The organism is Nocardia brevicatena NBRC 12119, assembly GCF_000308495.1.
Lineage (GTDB): Bacteria > Actinomycetota > Actinomycetes > Mycobacteriales > Mycobacteriaceae > Nocardia > Nocardia brevicatena.
In genome coordinates, this window is record NZ_BAFU01000083.1 from 1 (window position 1) to 14760 (window position 14760).

Consider the following 14760-nt stretch of genomic DNA (forward strand, 5'->3'; position numbering starts at 1 on the left):
CTCCTCGATGGAGGCCTTGACCTCCTCGAAGCGCGGGTCGGAGAAGGACAGGGACATGGATCCGGAGAAGTCCTCGATAGGCGAGAGCTCCTCCAGCACTTCTTCGAGTCCGCCGACCATCCCGCCGTCACCGCGAGCGGCGGCACGCTCGCGCCATTCCGGCGAGCCGATCAGCCAGGCGAACGATTCGGTTTGTAGGTCGAGGAGACCGGGCACTTCCAACGGTTCCCGGATCTTCGCGAATGACACCCGCAACGGGGCACCGGGGATACCCCCGGCAACAGCCGGCTTCGAATTGGCGCTTGTCTGGGTGGAGACTGCCAAGATGCGTCCTTCCAGCACCTCACGCGTGTCGCGTGGCGGTTCGCGACCGTCGCTTGTCTGCTACATGGTTGTTGAGATTCTCGCTGGTTACACCCCGAACGAGACTCGAGCAGCCAACAACGGAAGTAACACCGGAAGGTGAACTTACGTGTGCGAATCGAGGTATGGACAGGAGGCAGCCAGCGCAACGTCCAAACCTACACCTACCTACATGGAGGTGTCAAAGTACCATCCGCGCGGACCCCTCCGCGGCCGGCACGCCGGGCAGGCCCTTCGCTGGCTGCGTCGGAGCCTGCCGCGTCACACCTCGGGCGCCGGTGCCCATCGGTAACGATCCGCGCGGTGACCGTCGGTATCTCGGCGACAGCTACCACTGCTCCCAATAGCGTGACTGGTCCGGCGAAGCTCGTCAAGTGGCCACTCCTACCTGGGCCCCACCCGATCCCCTGCCGCACTACAAGATCACCTTTTCCGATCCCGATCGACCGTGGCGACCCGGCCGGCGGCAGAGGGAGACGAGACACCGGCACAACGAACGGGCGCGCCGGGGAGAACCGACGCGCCCTGTTCGACCACGAGCATGCGACCGGACCGCGGACCGACCGTCGCGGTCGGGAACGTATCCGGGTTGATCGACATCACATATTGGGAGTGATGTGACGTTCGGTCGGCGGGTCGTACACCGCGCCCTGAGCGGCCGCCCCCCTGCCGAGACCGGGGTTGTAGGCCATCACCTGGGTGTCGTCATTCTCCGCGAGCGAGTCCCGGATCGCCGCCTGCGCCGCGGGGGGCAGGGTGTGCATGATCTGGCGGACACGCTCCTTGCGACGGTGTACCGCCTGCCGCACCGGCATACCCGGGGTGGCGCGCATCTGCGGAATGATGCCCTCGACCTCTTCGGCACCACCGTGGTGATGACCGGCGTCGACCAGCGCCTGCTCGCGCGCCATCTGCGCCTCGTCCTTCTCTTCGGACATACCGATCGGGCCGATCATGCGGCCGTTGAGGAACTGCTTGACCACCGGCTCCTCACTGGTCAGCAACACCTCCCGGGGGCCGAACATGACCAGCTGGCGGCGGAACAGCATGCCGATGTTGTCCGGCACGGTACGGGCAAGGTTGATGTTGTGCGTCACGATCAGGATCGTGGCGTCGATCTGGGCGTTGATATCGATCAGCAGCTGGCTCAGGTACGAGGTTCGCACCGGGTCCAGACCGGAGTCCGGCTCGTCGACCAGGATGATCCGCGGATCCAGCACCAGCGCACGGGCCAGGCCGGCACGTTTGCGCATACCACCGGAGATCTCGCCGGGTAGCTTGTTCTCGGCCCCGAGTAGACCGGTCAGCTCCAGCTTCTCCATAACGATCTTCTTGATCTCGCTCTCCGGCTTCTTCGTGTGCTCACGGAGCGGGAATGCGACATTGTCGAAGAGGTTCATCGAGCCGAACAGCGCGCCGTCCTGAAACAGCACGCCGAAAAGTTTGCGGATCTCGTACAGCTCCTTATTGGAGCAGGTGGTGATATCGGTGTTGCCGATATAGATCGAACCACGTTCCGGGCGCAGCAGACCGATCAACGACTTCAGGAATACGGACTTACCGGTACCGGACGGGCCGAGTAGCGCGCTCACCTCCCCCGCCGGCAAGGTGAGAGAAACGTCCTGCCAAATCCGTTGTGAACCGAACGATTTGGTTACACTTTCGGTCCTGACCTCGACGCCCACGCCAACCTCCACAATTCTCAGCGAGCAGCCCATCCGCGAATCCACACACGCCGATAGTGGTGCGTCACGTCACAGTGGGTTCGGCCACTGTATCGCATGGGACCACCCGCGCACATCTCTGCCTGACCGAATGGTAAGCACGCTTTTCGGGCGGAAAGCGGTCCGAATCACGATCGTTGCCGATCGACTCGCCACCGTGACCGAACGAAAATGGGCGGCCCCGCGGGGCCGCCCATTTTCGAGGAATTAGGTCAAATTTATTTGACCGTAACCTTCGCGCCGGCGCCTGCCAGCTTCTCCTTGGCGGCCTCGGCCGCTTCCTTGGTGACCTTCTCCAGGATCGGCTTCGGGGCTCCCTCGACGAGGTCCTTGGCCTCCTTCAGGCCCAGGCCGGAGACGATCTCGCGGACCACCTTGATGACCTGGATCTTCTTGTCACCGGCGCCCTCGAGGATGACGTCGAACTCGTCCTGCTCCTCGACGGCCTCGGCGGCGGCCGGAGCGGCGCCGGGGGCGGCGACGGCGACCGGAGCGGCGGCGGTGACCTCGAACTTCTCCTCGAACTTCTTCACGAAGTCGGAGAGCTCGAGCAGGGTCATATTGCCGAAGGTTTCGAGCAGCTCGTCAACGTTGGCCATTGATGTTTCCTTTCAATCGTTTCTGTGCAAGCGCGGTGGACACCACGCCGCGGGTAGGGGGTGCGGATTACTCCGCGGCGTCGGCCCCGCCCTCGGCCTGCTTCTTCTCCTGCAGCGCGGCGGCCAGGCGGGCCACCTGCGAGGCGGGAGCGTTGAACAGACCGGCGGCCTTGGCCAGGTTGCCCTTCATGGCACCGGCCAGCTTGGCCAGCAGCACCTCGCGGGACTCCAGGTCGGCGATCCGCTCGACCTCGGCCACGGACAGCGGGGCGCCGTCCATGTAGCCGCCCTTGATCACGAGCTGCTTGTTGTCCTTGGCGAAGGTCTTGATCGCCTTGGCGGCATTGACCGGTTCGCCTTCGATGAACGCGATCGCGGTAGGCCCGACGAACAGGTCGTCCAGGCCTTCCACGCCCGCCTCGGCCGCAGCACGTTTCACCAGGGTGTTCTTGGCGACGGAGTACGTGGCCTCGGCACCGAGCTCACGGCGCAGCCGGGTGAGATCACCCACGGACAGACCACGGTATTCCGTGATGACGGTGGCCGTCGAACTCTTGAACTTCTCGGCGATCTCCGCGACCGCGGCAACCTTTTCGGGTTTCGCCATACTTCGCCTCCTCTCTGATGGTCGGTTCGAGTGCACTACCGATCAGGGGCCGGCGAAAGAACAAGCGCCCCGAACGCAGAGCGTTCCGGGGCGCACAGGAAACACCGAATCACGGCGAAACAGCCATGGTGTGGAGTCCCAGCCTCGGCTCTCCCTGCGTGGGCCGCCGGCACTTTCGCCGGACCTTCGACCGACCCCATACGGAATCAGCGACCAACGGTCTTCGGTAGAACGGATTGGGTAGCGGTCGAACATGTCGACAGCCGTCGTCAAGAGTACCGTGACACCCTCCGATCTGCCAAAACGGGCCGGTCGAGCCATCGGTCCCACGACTGCGGGCGGCCGTACCGCCTCGTACCGAGCATTCGGTCCGCGTACAACCGCCCGAAACGACACGCTCGGCCGACGCTCCCCGATCACCGCGGTGTCCGTGAGGAACGAGCGTGCAACCCGGTCAGCACCGCGCGTGCTACCGCCCGGAACGCCTCAGCCATGACGAGACCATCCGCGCCGATATCGTCGGAACGCACCGGGAGCCGCGGGCAGATCGCCGTATCGACATCGGCACCCACATACGCGAGAACACTCGCCAACGTCGCGGTGGCACCGTCACCGCGGCCCGGTGGTGCGACGGTGATCCAGGCCGCGGGCTTGCCGTACAGGTCGGCGGAGCCGACGGTCCAGTCCAGTAGGTTTTTCAGGCTGCCCGGGAGCGTGCCCGCGTATTCGGGCGTACAGAACAGCACCACGTCCGCGCGCGAGTTCTGCGCGGAGTTCGCCGACCGCGACCGGTTCCGGCACACTGTCACCGGGAACGAAGGCGGGCAACCCGGTCAGGCCCTCGTACCGGCGTGCCCGGATTTCCTCCGGGGCGATGGCCTGCACCGTCCGCAGTGCCGCCGTATTCTTCGAACCCGCGCGTGTGCTTCCCGAGATGAGCAGAACAGCCGTCATGGAACAGGCCAACGGTCCAGCGCGCCGGGATAATCCGCATACGACGAGGGGCGGGAACGCCGTTCGCGTTCCCGCCCCTCATGGCTCGTACCGCCTACGCGTCCTCGTCGAGGAGGTTGCGGGTGCGGTTCGGGTCCACCGGGATGCCCGGTCCGGTGTTCGTCGAAACCGTCACCTTCTTGACGTAACGGCCCTTCGCGGTCGACGGCTTGGCGCGCAGGATCTCATCCAGCGCGGCGCCGTAGTTCTCCACCAGCTTGGTGTCGTCGAACGACGCCTTGCCGATGACGAAGTGCAGGTTGGCCTGTTTGTCGACCCGGAAGTTGATCTTGCCGCCCTTGATGTCGTTGACCGCCTTGGTCACATCGGTGGTGACCGTGCCGGTCTTCGGGTTCGGCATCAGACCGCGCGGGCCCAGCACGCGGGCGATCCGACCCACCTTGGCCATCTGGTCGGGAGTGGCGATCGCGGCGTCGAACTCCAGCCAGCCGCCCTGGATCCGCTCGATCAGATCCTCGGCGCCGACCGCGTCCGCGCCGGCGGCCTCGGCCTCGGCGGCCTTCTCACCGGCCGCGAACACGATGACGCGAGCGGTCTTACCGGTGCCGTGCGGCAGATTCACGGTGCCGCGAACCATCTGGTCGGCCTTGCGGGGGTCCACCCCGAGCCGGATGGCGACCTCGACGGTGGCATCGGTCTTGGTGGTGGCGGTCTCCTTGGCCAGCCGCGCGGCGGCGAGCGGGGAGTAGAACGTGCTGCGGTCGACCTTGGCGGCCGCGGCGAGGTATGCCTTGCTTCGTTTTGCCATGTTTCGTCTGTCCTGTTCGTGGTTCAGCTGTGGTCGTTCGGGCCTGGCCGGCCCTCCCACCTGTGGCGTTCAGCCCTGATATTCGATGGACGGCTGCGCTGACGCCTCCGGCGCGGACGCTCAGCCCTCGATGGTGATACCCATCGAACGTGCAGTACCGGCGATGATCTTGGCCGCCTGGTCGAGATCGTTGGCGTTCAGATCTTCCTGCTTGGTCTTGGCGATCTCGCGCACCTGGTCCATGGTCACCCTGGCGACCTTGTTGCGGTGCGGCTCGGCCGAGCCCTTCTGCACACCGGCGGCCTTGAGCAGCAGCTTGGCGGCAGGCGGAGTCTTCAGCTTGAAGTCGAAGGACCGGTCCTCGTACACCGAGATCTCAACCGGGACGACATTGCCGCGCTGCGATTCGGTCGCGGCATTGTACGCCTTGCAGAACTCCATGATGTTGACGCCGTGCTGACCGAGCGCCGGACCCACCGGAGGGGCGGGGTTCGCCTGGCCGGCCTGGATCTGAAGCTTGATGATCCCGGCGAGCTTCTTCTTCTTGGGGGGCATCTTTCTTTCCTAGTTGTATGGGTTCCTTGCTCTTTGCAAGTTCCGGCCCGGGACCGTTCGTCCCGGGAGGCGCAGGCGCCGCCTAGATCTTGGCGACCTTGGTGAATTCCAGTTCGACCGGGGTTTCGCGCCCGAAGATCGAGACCAGGACCTTGAGCTTCTGCTGTTCGGCATTGACCTCGGAAATGGTGGCGGGCAGCGTCGCGAACGGACCGTCCATCACGGTCACCGACTCGCCGACCTCGAAATCGACCTCGATGGCCGGCTTGGCCGCGGTTTCGGCCGTGGTCTCGGGCGCCGTCGTGGTGGCCGCGGCGGCGGGCGCCTTCTTCTGTTTCTCGGCCGGAACCAGGAACTTCACCACATCGTCGATGGACAGCGGGGACGGCCGCGAGGTCGCGCCGACGAACCCGGTCACGCCGGGGGTGTTGCGCACGGCGCCCCACGACTCGTCGTTGAGGTCCATCCGGACCAGGATGTAACCGGGCAGCACCTTGCGGTTGACGTTCTTGCGCTGACCGTTCTTGATCTCGGTGACCTCTTCGGTCGGCACCTCCACCTGGAAGATGTAGTCCTCCAGGTCCAGGTTCTGCACACGGGTCTCGAGGTTGGCCTTCACCTTGTTCTCGTAACCGGCGTAGGAGTGGATGACATACCACTCGCCGGGCGCACGACGCAGCGCGGCCTTCATCTCCTCGGCCGGATCGGCGGGGGCCTCGTCCACCGGGGCGGGTGCGGGCTCGTCAGCCACGGGCTCGGCGTCGAACGCCGACTCCTCGACGGGCTCAGCGGCCTGCTCGGCCGTCGTATCGTCGACCGGGAACTCGTCGCTGGTGTCGTTCTCCGGGGTGCTCACTGGGCACTCGCTTCCTGTGTCGTCACGTGCATCCTCTGCGTGCCGGGTACGGGCGTGGCGGATCGACCCCGTGGCGTCCCGCTCCGGGGCGGCTACCGGCTTGTGGTCCCGGCTAGCCGAACAGCCAGTCGACACCCTTGATGAACACCACGTCCAACCCGTTGATGAACGCGACCATGAAGACCACGAACACCAGAACAACGCTCGTATAGGTGATCATCTGCTTCCGGTTGGGCCAGATCACCTTCCGCAGTTCCGCGATCACCTCACGCAGAAACTTGATCAAACGCTTGAACGGATTGCGCGACCGGTCGGCCTGGCCGGAGGTCTTGGCAGCCTTGCGTACGACGGGACGATCGATGGTGGCGATCGCACCGGTGTCGACTGCCGAGGAGGAGCCGGCGCGGCTCCGTCGCGCGGACCGCTTACCGCTCGGCCGATGCGCGGCGAGGGTGTCATCGCCGTGATCGGCGGCATACCCGCCGTGGCGAGTGTCCCGCTCGTCGCTCACACCGTCCTCCTCGCTCTCTCGTCGCCGTCTTCCAGGGCAGGGGCGACAGGACTTGAACCTGCAACCGCCGGTTTTGGAGACCGGTGCTCTGCCATTTGAGCTACGCCCCTTCGGCTGGGTGGTGCACTCCGGAGGGAACACCTCCAGCCACATCTGCTGTATTCAGTTGTTCGGTCGTGGTGTCACACAACACGCGCGCCGCTCCGGCAGATACCGGCCCCGTCCGCGGGTTCGTTCCGGCTGATGCTCAGCCTACGCTCGAACCCGCTTGGAACCAGCCTGCAGAGCAGCGCGCATCGGCTGGCGACCCCAGAATCCCGAGTGTACGGCACGGCCTGCGACATAAGCCAATCAGGGGTACCGAACCAGGTCAGGACAGCTGCACGGTAGCGGTCGCACGGCCGAAGATCTTGCGGCCCCCCGACTTCGCCACAATGGCGACGACGGCCGTCCGGCTCTCCGGATCCACGGATTTGATCTTGCCCGTGTACTCGATCTCGGCCGCCTCCTTCGCGCCGACGAAAACCGGACTGGTGAACCGGACGTTGTATTCCTTCACCGCACCGGGGTCGCCGAGCCAGGAGGTGACGAAACCGCCGCCCAGCCCCATGGTCAGCATGCCGTGCGCGACGACATCGTCCAGCCCGACCAGTTTGACGACCTCATCACTCCAGTGGATGGGGTTGGCGTCACCGGAAACACCGGCGTAGTTGACCAGGTCACCTCGGGTCAGTAGCACGGTCCGCGGGGGCAGCTCGTCACCGACCGAGACCTCGTCGAAACCACGCGCGAACCTACTGGCCGCGAACCGAGGCGGTTCGGCGGCCGGCGCGGGCGCCGTGGGCACGCCGAGGGTGCGCGAACGATGGTCGGGTTCGGTCCTGTCGTCGCCGTTGCCGTGCATCAGGACATGGCGCACCGCATCGGTGAGGTTCGGGTCGATATCACCGCCGCTGCGGCCGACCAGCGTGGTGTAGGTGGTGAGCACCAGTTCGTCGTGCTGGTCGGTGACGATGTTCTTGGTGACGATGATGTCGCCGCCGAACGCCTGCCGGAACGAGTGCAGGTAGACATCGCAGACCAACCGGTCACCGACTCTGATGGGCCGGTGGAATTCCAGGATCTGGTCGGTCTGCATGATCTGGCTCAGGTCGTAGCCGGTGACCACCGTTTCGAACAGTTTGCGCTGGGCCAGAATGCCGACGAGTGAGATGAAGGTCAGCGGAGCGACCAGGCCGCCGTGGCCGTACTCGTGCGCGACGTCCTCATCCCAGTGCACCTGGTGGTAGTCCTGGACGGCCCGGGCGTATTCCCGCACCTTCTCACGGCCGACTTCGTAGTAGTCGTCGACGCGGTAATGGTGGCCGACCATGGCGGCGGCGTGGGCGGCGGGATCGAAATCCGCCTCGTCCAACTGGACGGTGACCGCTTCGTCTGTATCGGTGGTGTTCATAGTCACGGCAGGAATGTACCTATCTGACCCCGCTGGCCCGGAGTCTCCGGAGCGCGCACCACCGCGTATGCGGCTCGGATTACGAGCCGACATTTCCGGGATCATCGTTCCCCGGACGATTGCACGACCATGTGCGACGACCACGGCATTTGGCCGGCTACCGGAAAATGGAACCGGTGGCTACCGGCGCCTCTGCGTGTCGGAGTGCGCGAACGACTCCGACTGCCGGGTCACGCCGCGTGCGGCAGCGTCACGCAAGTGATCAACGAGATTCGCGGTGCGCCCGGTGAGTGCCACAGTTCGGGCAGAACTTCTTCAGTTCCAGCCGGTCTGGGTCGTTGCGCCGGTTCTTCTTGGTGATGTAGTTGCGATGCTTGCACTGCTCACAGGCCAAGGTGATCTTTGGCCGGACATCGGTGGACTTCGCGGCCACGATATGCCTTCTTTCCGGTCAACCTGAGGGTCAATCAGTATTGGGTAGCGATGGCCGGACTCGAACCGGCGACACAACGATTATGAGTCGTTTGCTCTACCGCCTGAGCTACACCGCCTTGTGCACGATCTTGCGGCGGTGATGCCGCGGCCCCTGGAGTGCCGAGTCGGACACCACCGGCAATCCGGCGAGCCCCCTAACGGAATCGAACCGTTGACCTTTTCCTTACCATGGAAACGCTCTGCCGACTGAGCTAAGGGGGCATGACTTCCCGGCACCGAGACTCAATGTACTCGTCCCGCTGCCTCGAAGACTTGAACGAGAGTACACACTCACCACCGAGAGCTCCAAACCACGAGGCCAGAGGCAGTTTTTTCACAGCAACACACCATCGAGAAAGCCCACCCCCTCGCCTCCGCCCACAGCGAGTAGGCCTCGACCGAAATCACACGAGAAGACCCCCATCGACCCACACGCGGCACAACCACGGAAACGGAGCCGGGAGCGAAGCCCTCCGGGCGGGGTGTGAGGGCCGCACCTCATAGGAATAATGAAACGAGCCCTGGATGCGCTTTCCGCATCCAGGGCTCGTCTCCGAATGGAGTGGCAGGTGTAGGATTCGAACCTACGTAGGCTTTCACCGACAGATTTACAGTCTGCTCCCATTGGCCGCTCGGGCAACCTGCCGAAGCGCTTGTTCTGCGCGCAGAGCAGAATACAACGAACCCGCACCCTGAATGCAAACCGCCTGGACATAGGCGGTGCCGGATGACTCATTCACCGGCTGGGGGTAAAACTGTGTGGTGCCGGGAACCTCCCCGTGCACACTCAGTCGGGATCTGTCAGGACAGGAGCGCAGTGTGGCCGATTCGTCATTCGATGTCGTGAGCAAGGTCGACCGACAGGAGGTCGACAACGCCCTGCATCAGGCGGAGAAGGAGCTGAACACCCGCTACGACTTCCGCGGCACCGGGGCGACGATCGAATGGTCCGGCGAGGACAAGATAGTGCTGAGCGCGGAGTCCGAGGATCGAGTGAAGGCCGCGTTGGAGGTTTTCAAAGAAAAGCTCATCCGGCGGGATATCTCGCTCAAGGCGTTCGACGCGGGCGAACCGGCGGCCTCGGGGAAGATCTACAAGATCACCGGTTCCTTGGTGCAGGGAATCGACGCGGAGCGCGCGAAGAAGATCTCCAAGAAGATCCGGGACGAGGGCCCCAAGGGGGTCAAGGCGCAGATCCAGGGCGACGAACTACGGGTGAGCGGTAAGAAGCGCGACGATCTGCAGGCCGTGATCTCGCTGTTGAAGGACGAGGACTTCGGTATCGCACTCCAGTTCGTGAATTACCGGTAGGGCTTTTCACCGGTCGCCCGGCTTTCCCGCCGGTCACGGGTTTGTCAGCCGTGTCCGGGTGGCCTGCCCGCGAGTTGCTCCAGGCGGGCAACGCGGTCGGCGATCGGCGGATGGGTGGAGAACAGGCGCGCGGCGCGATCGCCCGCACGGAACGGGTTGGCGATCATCAGGTGCGACTGTGCCGTCAGCCGCGGCTCGGGCGGTAGCGGCGCCGCCTGGACGCCGCGTTCGAGTTTGCGCAGCGCCGAGGCCAGGGCCAGCGGGTCGCCGGTGAGTTCGGCGCCGGATTGGTCGGCCTGGTATTCCCGGGACCGGGAGACCGCCAGCCTGACCAGGGTGGCGGCGATCGGGCCGAGCAGCGACACCAGCAACACGCCGAGCATATTGGGGCCGGCTCCGTCGCGGTTGCCGCCGAACGCGGAGGCGAAGAACGCGAGATTGGCCAGACCGGAGATCACCGCGGCCAGCGCACCGGCCACCGAGGAGATGAGGATATCCCGGTTGTAGACGTGCGACAGTTCGTGGCCGAGCACCGCGCGCAGCTCCCGTTCGCTCAGGATCTGCAGGATCCCGCTGGTGCAGCACACGGCGGCATGTCGAGGGTTGCGGCCGGTGGCGAAGGCATTGGGGGCGTTGGTGGGGCTGATGTAGAGGCGCGGCATGGGCTGCCGAGCGGCGGTGGCCAGTTCCCGCACTATGCGGTAGATGACCGGCGCCTGCAGTTCGGTCACCGGCTGGGCCCGCATGGCCTTCAGGGCGAGCCTGTCGCTGTTGAAGTAGGCGTAACCGTTCACGGCGACGGCCAGCACAATCGCCACGATCAGGATCGTGGTGTTGCGGAACATCGCTCCGGCGAACACGATCAGAGCGGAGAGTCCGACCATGAGCCCGAAGGTTTTTACTCCATTCGCAAACCCGTGCCCGTGCATACAGCTCCTGTATTCGCTCGCGTGCTCTGGACCCAGCTTGCCGAGGGCTACTACCCCGCTGAGCGGTACAGAACCATAACGAACCGGGCGATGCCGAAGTTCCCCGACGGTTACGCCGGCCGAGTCCAGCGACCGACCGAACCACCCTCGGCAATCACCGAACAAACCCCCTCGTGCACGGCCTGGGCACACCCCCGCCCCCATCTCAACCCCATAGGCGCCGCGCCATCGCGACCCGTTCGCGGCCATCACGCGTTTCGGCACTCCGAAGCGCCGTGCCGCAGGCACAAGTCTCGGGGTGCCGAATGGCGCGGCCGGACGACACAGCTCAACCGACCCGTTCGATGGTGTACTGCACGAGCCGGACCAGCGCGTCGTTGGCCGGCCCCTGCGGCAGCGCCGCGAGTTCGGCATGCGCCATACCGGCGTACTCCCGCAGCTTCTCCGTGGCCTTGGTCATACCGGGCGAGCGGCCGAGCAGTTCGAGCGCCTCGGCGACCTCGGCGTCGGTCGTCGGCGGATGGTGCAGGAGGGCACGCAACCGGTCGCCGTCGGGGCCCTCCTCGCGCAGGGCGTAGAGCACCGGCAGTGTATGCACACCCTCGCGCAGGTCGGTGCCGGGAGTCTTACCCGACTGAGCGGCCTCGGAGGAGATATCGATGAGGTCGTCCGAGATCTGGAACGCGGTGCCGACCGCGTCACCGAGGCGGGCCAGCCGCTCCACGTGTTCGCTGTCGGCGCCGGAGAAGGTGCCGCCGAACCGCCCGGCGGCGGCGATCAGGGATCCTGTCTTCTCCCACACCGTGCGCAGATAGTGCGCGACCGCGTCCGGGGACTCGGCGGCTCCCATGGTTTCCCGCATCTGACCGGTGACGAGTTCGGCGAAGGTTTCGGCGATGGTCCGCACCGCGTCCGGCCCCAGCGTGGACACCAGGCGCGAGGCGTGGGCGAACAGATAGTCGCCCGCGAGAATGGCAATACTGTTGCCCCATCGGGAGTTCACGCTGGGGGCACCGCGACGCATGGTGGCCTCGTCCATCACATCGTCGTGGTAGAGGGTGGCCAGATGTACGAGTTCGATGACGGTGCCCGCGGTGATCAGGTCCGGATCGGTGGGACGCGGACCGAGCTGACCGGTGAGGATGGTGAACAGCGGCCGAAAGCGTTTGCCTCCGGCCCTGGTCAGGTGCAAGGCCGCCTCGCGAAGGAATTCCGCGCCGTCGGACAGCTCGTCGACCAGTAGTTTCTCCACCCCGTCCAGGCCGTTGCGCACTGTTACGGCGAGCTCGGCGTCACCGAGATCTACCCCCGCCACCACCGTGCTCGCCTCGCTCACAGCAGATGTGCTCATATCTTCTCCCAGAGACGCGTCCGACCCCACGGTGAAAGAACCTAGCGTGTTCATGCCCTGAGGCCCATGAACACCGTCACTGTGCACCGTACCGGGCGTCGACACGACCGGTACGCCCTGCGACTATTGACGCCATGGGTGCACCGGAAGAAGCCACGCCGGCCGACCGTGCGCGGCCGGGCGTCGGTCCCGAAGACGGTAGCGACACATCATCAGGGCAAGGCGGCTCGGCCGCTCACCCGACGCGCCGGCCCCGCAGCGGGTCCGAAGACGACGGCCCGTCACCGCGGGGGGACGATGCGGCACGGTGCGGCGCGCTCCCGACCCGTACCCAGGTGTTGGTGGTGGGCGCGGGCCCGGCGGGTTCGGCGGCCGCCGCTTGGGCCGCGCGGAGCGGCCGAGATGTCCTACTGGTCGATTCCGCGGTCTTCCCCAGGGACAAGACCTGCGGTGACGGTCTCACCCCACGCGCGACGGCGGAGTTGGAAGACCTGGGCCTCGGCGAATGGGTGCGCGCACACACCGTCAACCACGGACTGCGGATGGCCGGATTCGGCCGAGAGGCGCTATTGCCGTGGCCCGGTGGCCCGTTCCCGACCTACGGCAGCGCGGTGCCTCGTACCGAACTCGACGACAAACTGCGTGAGACCGCGGTGAAATCGGGCGCAAGGGCGCTGGACGGGACGAAGGTCGTCGCGGTGTCCCGAGACGGCGGCCGAGTGAGCGGGGTGACCGTGCGGTGCGGCGGCGCCTCCCATGAAATCGCCTGTGAAACCCTCGTCGTCGCCGACGGTGTCCGTTCCCCGGTCGGCAAGATGCTGGGCCGTACCTGGCACCGCCGATACGCGTACGGGGTGGCTGCCCGGGCCTATATCGCGTCCGCCCGCAGCGACGATCAGTGGATCACCTCACATCTGGAACTGCGCGACGCCGACAATGCGCTGGTCCCCGGGTACGGGTGGGTTTTCCCGCTCGCAAACGGCGAGGTGAATATCGGGGTCGGTTCGCTGGCCACCGAGCGGCGTCCGTCCCATATCGCGTTGAAACCGCTGCTCGAGCATTACACCGCGCTGCGCCGGGACGAATGGCGGCTGACCGGTCCCCTGCGCGCGGTCGCTTCGGCGTTGCTGCCGATGGGCGGTGCGGTATCGACCGTCGCCGGCCGCAACTGGGCGCTGGTAGGGGATGCCGCCGGCTGTGTGAACCCACTCAACGGCGAAGGTATCGACTATGGCCTGGAGGGTGGGCATATGCTCGCCCACCTGCTGGACGAGCCGGATCTGACCCACGTGTGGCCGGACCTGTTGCGCACCAAATACGGTCGCACGTATTCGGTGGCGCGGCGGATCGCTGGACTGGCCACGCATCCGCGGATGGTGCCCACGGGCGGACCACCGGTAATGCGGTCGAAGTTCTTGCAGCGCACCGCCGTTCGCCTGATGGGCAATCTGGTCACCGATGAGGACGTGGATCTGGTCGCGCGGGCCTGGCGGACGGCCGGGCAGGCGTCCATGCGGTTCGACGAGCGGCCGCCGTTCGGGTAGGTCGACAATGGTTTCCCGCCCGGTACCCGAGGAACTGCTCCCACATCTGCGGAGGGCACGCGATCTCGCCGACCGCCATTACGCGCGACCATTGGACCTGGACGGTATGGCCGCGGCGGCGGGCGTATCGAAGTACCACTTCCTGCGCTGTTTCGCGGCGACCTACGGCAAGACGCCCGCCGTGTATCTGGCCGAGCGGCGGATCGAACGGGCCCAGGATCTGTTGCGCGCCACCAACACCACCGTGACAGAGGTATGCCTGCTGGTCGGGTACACCAGCCTCGGATCCTTCTCCCGCAAATTCACCGAACTGGTGGGAATGTCCCCGTCCGCCTATCAGGCGAAGTTCGCCGACGGCGCACCCCGTATCCCCGGCTGCTACGTGTTCATGCACGGCCTGTCCGACCGCAAACCCCCACCTCGCCCCCCAAGCGACACGCCACGCCCCCACTGACCAATACACCGTGCGGCAGCCGCATCCATGCGAAGAGGCGAAACCGAGCCCTGCCTGCCGGCGCTCACAGAAACAGAACACCCCCGTACGAACCGCCGCACCCGGCGATCACTGGCCCGCCCCGGCCGCACCCCTCGGAGCGGAGCCCTGGTCTCTGCCTCACGAGAGGGGGAAGCCCCAGACAATAGACCCCGCCCCACGCCCCCTCGGACATCTCACCCAACGGTCGCAGCCCGCCCCGGGTCCGGACCACCCGAAGCGATATCA

The 14760-nt window shown here is 65.8% G+C and carries 16 protein-coding genes and 4 tRNA genes; 3 read left to right on the plus strand and 17 right to left on the minus strand.

Annotated elements, in window-relative coordinates; all coding sequences use genetic code 11:
- From ON20_RS22785 to ON20_RS22855, 15 genes are all read right to left on the minus strand, one after another.
- On the minus strand, positions 1–342 hold a 342-nt coding region (locus ON20_RS22785; RefSeq protein WP_174361919.1), incomplete at its 3' end, for a hypothetical protein.
- Positions 343–962: 620 nt separating this feature from the next.
- A complete protein-coding gene (locus ON20_RS22790) occupies positions 963–2081 on the minus strand; it encodes an ABC transporter ATP-binding protein (RefSeq protein ID WP_281032896.1) in 1119 nt (372 codons plus the stop codon).
- 224 nt (positions 2082–2305) lie between these two features.
- Positions 2306–2686: a 50S ribosomal protein L7/L12 gene (rplL, locus tag ON20_RS22795; RefSeq protein WP_040838457.1), complete on the minus strand. Its 381-nt coding sequence runs from the start codon at positions 2684–2686 to the stop codon at positions 2306–2308.
- 67 nt (positions 2687–2753) lie between these two features.
- Positions 2754–3293 carry a 50S ribosomal protein L10 gene (rplJ, locus tag ON20_RS22800; protein ID WP_040838458.1) on the minus strand — a complete coding sequence of 180 codons (540 nt, stop codon included), beginning with the start codon at positions 3291–3293 and terminating at the stop codon, positions 2754–2756.
- A 416-nt stretch (positions 3294–3709) separates the two neighbouring features.
- Positions 3710–4102: an NADPH-dependent FMN reductase gene (locus tag ON20_RS22805; RefSeq protein ID WP_245547403.1), complete on the minus strand. Its 393-nt coding sequence runs from the start codon at positions 4100–4102 to the stop codon at positions 3710–3712.
- A gap of 239 nt (positions 4103–4341) precedes the next feature.
- The gene (gene rplA / locus ON20_RS22810) at positions 4342–5055 is read right to left on the minus strand and encodes a 50S ribosomal protein L1 (protein WP_040838459.1); all 714 of its coding nucleotides are present in this window, start codon (positions 5053–5055) and stop codon (positions 4342–4344) included.
- 120 nt (positions 5056–5175) lie between these two features.
- Positions 5176–5610: a 50S ribosomal protein L11 gene (gene rplK, locus ON20_RS22815; protein WP_040838460.1), complete on the minus strand. Its 435-nt coding sequence runs from the start codon at positions 5608–5610 to the stop codon at positions 5176–5178.
- 82 nt (positions 5611–5692) lie between these two features.
- Positions 5693–6466, minus strand: a complete 774-nt coding sequence (nusG, locus tag ON20_RS22820; RefSeq protein WP_040838462.1) for a transcription termination/antitermination protein NusG — start codon at positions 6464–6466, stop codon at positions 5693–5695.
- A gap of 112 nt (positions 6467–6578) precedes the next feature.
- Positions 6579–6977 carry a preprotein translocase subunit SecE gene (secE, locus tag ON20_RS22825; RefSeq protein WP_040838464.1) on the minus strand — a complete coding sequence of 133 codons (399 nt, stop codon included), beginning with the start codon at positions 6975–6977 and terminating at the stop codon, positions 6579–6581.
- Between the two features lie 37 nt (positions 6978–7014).
- Positions 7015–7087: transfer RNA gene (locus ON20_RS22830), tRNA-Trp, on the minus strand.
- 260 nt (positions 7088–7347) lie between these two features.
- A complete protein-coding gene (locus ON20_RS22835) occupies positions 7348–8430 on the minus strand; it encodes a fused (3R)-hydroxyacyl-ACP dehydratase subunits HadA/HadB (protein ID WP_040838465.1) in 1083 nt (360 codons plus the stop codon).
- 262 nt (positions 8431–8692) lie between these two features.
- Entirely contained in the window at positions 8693–8863 is a 171-nt protein-coding gene (rpmG, locus tag ON20_RS22840) for a 50S ribosomal protein L33 (protein WP_011211653.1), read from the minus strand.
- A gap of 45 nt (positions 8864–8908) precedes the next feature.
- Positions 8909–8981 (minus strand) — tRNA-Met (locus tag ON20_RS22845).
- A gap of 72 nt (positions 8982–9053) precedes the next feature.
- Positions 9054–9126, minus strand: a tRNA-Thr gene (locus tag ON20_RS22850).
- Between the two features lie 341 nt (positions 9127–9467).
- Positions 9468–9550: transfer RNA gene (locus ON20_RS22855), tRNA-Tyr, on the minus strand.
- Between the two features lie 173 nt (positions 9551–9723).
- On the opposite strand from ON20_RS22855, the gene ON20_RS22860 reads away from it, so the two are divergent.
- Positions 9724–10215 carry a YajQ family cyclic di-GMP-binding protein gene (locus ON20_RS22860; protein ID WP_040838468.1) on the plus strand — a complete coding sequence of 164 codons (492 nt, stop codon included), beginning with the start codon at positions 9724–9726 and terminating at the stop codon, positions 10213–10215.
- A 44-nt stretch (positions 10216–10259) separates the two neighbouring features.
- Here the strand turns inward: ON20_RS22860 and htpX are convergent, their stop codons facing one another.
- Positions 10260–11144, minus strand: coding sequence for a zinc metalloprotease HtpX (gene htpX, locus ON20_RS22865; protein WP_040838470.1), 885 nt, complete (start codon positions 11142–11144; stop codon positions 10260–10262).
- A gap of 328 nt (positions 11145–11472) precedes the next feature.
- Entirely contained in the window at positions 11473–12495 is a 1023-nt protein-coding gene (locus ON20_RS22870; protein ID WP_040838472.1) for a polyprenyl synthetase family protein, read from the minus strand.
- A gap of 338 nt (positions 12496–12833) precedes the next feature.
- Between ON20_RS22870 and ON20_RS22875 the strand changes: the two genes are divergently transcribed.
- On the plus strand, positions 12834–14039 hold the full coding sequence (locus ON20_RS22875; protein ID WP_438803431.1) for a geranylgeranyl reductase family protein: 1206 nt from the start codon (positions 12834–12836) through the stop codon (positions 14037–14039).
- 7 nt (positions 14040–14046) lie between these two features.
- The gene (locus ON20_RS22880) at positions 14047–14493 is read left to right on the plus strand and encodes a helix-turn-helix domain-containing protein (protein ID WP_040838474.1); all 447 of its coding nucleotides are present in this window, start codon (positions 14047–14049) and stop codon (positions 14491–14493) included.
- The last annotated feature ends 267 nt before the right edge of the window (positions 14494–14760 follow it).

Bases quoted from the DNA above. Each gene is read 5' to 3' on its own strand.
- ON20_RS22790 (WP_281032896.1), bottom strand. From the start codon at position 2,081: ATGGGCTGCTCGCTGAGAATTGTGGAGGTTGGCGTGGGCGTCGAGGTC.
- rplL (WP_040838457.1), bottom strand. From the start codon at position 2,686: ATGGCCAACGTTGACGAGCTGCTCGAAACCTTCGGCAATATGACCCTG.
- rplJ (WP_040838458.1), bottom strand. From the start codon at position 3,293: ATGGCGAAACCCGAAAAGGTTGCCGCGGTCGCGGAGATCGCCGAGAAG.
- rplA (WP_040838459.1), bottom strand. From the start codon at position 5,055: ATGGCAAAACGAAGCAAGGCATACCTCGCCGCGGCCGCCAAGGTCGAC.
- rplK (WP_040838460.1), bottom strand. From the start codon at position 5,610: ATGCCCCCCAAGAAGAAGAAGCTCGCCGGGATCATCAAGCTTCAGATC.
- ON20_RS22835 (WP_040838465.1), bottom strand. From the start codon at position 8,430: ATGAACACCACCGATACAGACGAAGCGGTCACCGTCCAGTTGGACGAG.
- htpX (WP_040838470.1), bottom strand. From the start codon at position 11,144: ATGCACGGGCACGGGTTTGCGAATGGAGTAAAAACCTTCGGGCTCATG.
- ON20_RS22870 (WP_040838472.1), bottom strand. From the start codon at position 12,495: ATGAGCACATCTGCTGTGAGCGAGGCGAGCACGGTGGTGGCGGGGGTA.
- ON20_RS22880 (WP_040838474.1), top strand. From the start codon at position 14,047: ATGGTTTCCCGCCCGGTACCCGAGGAACTGCTCCCACATCTGCGGAGG.